Below are 451 nucleotides of genomic sequence, written 5' to 3'. Positions count from 1 at the left end.
CCTGACCGACAGTCAGGTAACCGGAGCCGCTACCAATAGCGCAGGGGCTACGCTCGCAGTCAGTGCTGGCAAGCTGGGGAGCCTCACAAATGCCGGTGAGGCCAGCCTTGCTCAAAAGGTTCAAGTGGCTGGGGATGTCACAAATGCCAATGCCCTGACCATCGATGCCAGCTCCGTCGATGGCACCACAACCAACACTGGCACGCTCACGGTGCAGAATGCTGCCCTCCTTCAAACACTCGATAACCAGAGCGGCACCGCGACCCTGACCAACAGTCAGATAACCGGAGCCGCTACCAATAGCGCAGGGGCCACTCTTGCGCTTAATGGTGGCAAACTGGGAAGTCTTACAAATGCCGGTGAGGCCAGCCTGACCCAGCAGGCGCAGGTCACGGGCGATGTCGCAAACGCCAACGCCCTGACCATCGATGCCAGCTCGGTGGATGGCACC

1 protein-coding gene is annotated in these 451 nt (G+C 60.3%); it reads left to right on the top strand.

All coding sequences use genetic code 11. The features are described from left to right. Positions 1-451: hypothetical protein (locus tag Absy_RS11690; RefSeq protein ID WP_048854936.1), on the top strand; the 451-nt coding region annotated here is incomplete at both ends.

The organism is Acetobacter syzygii (assembly GCF_000964225.1).
GTDB classification, from domain to species: Bacteria; Pseudomonadota; Alphaproteobacteria; order Acetobacterales; family Acetobacteraceae; genus Acetobacter; species Acetobacter syzygii.
Note: the sequence above shows the minus strand (reverse complement) of the source record. Positions and strands in the feature narration are given on the sequence as shown.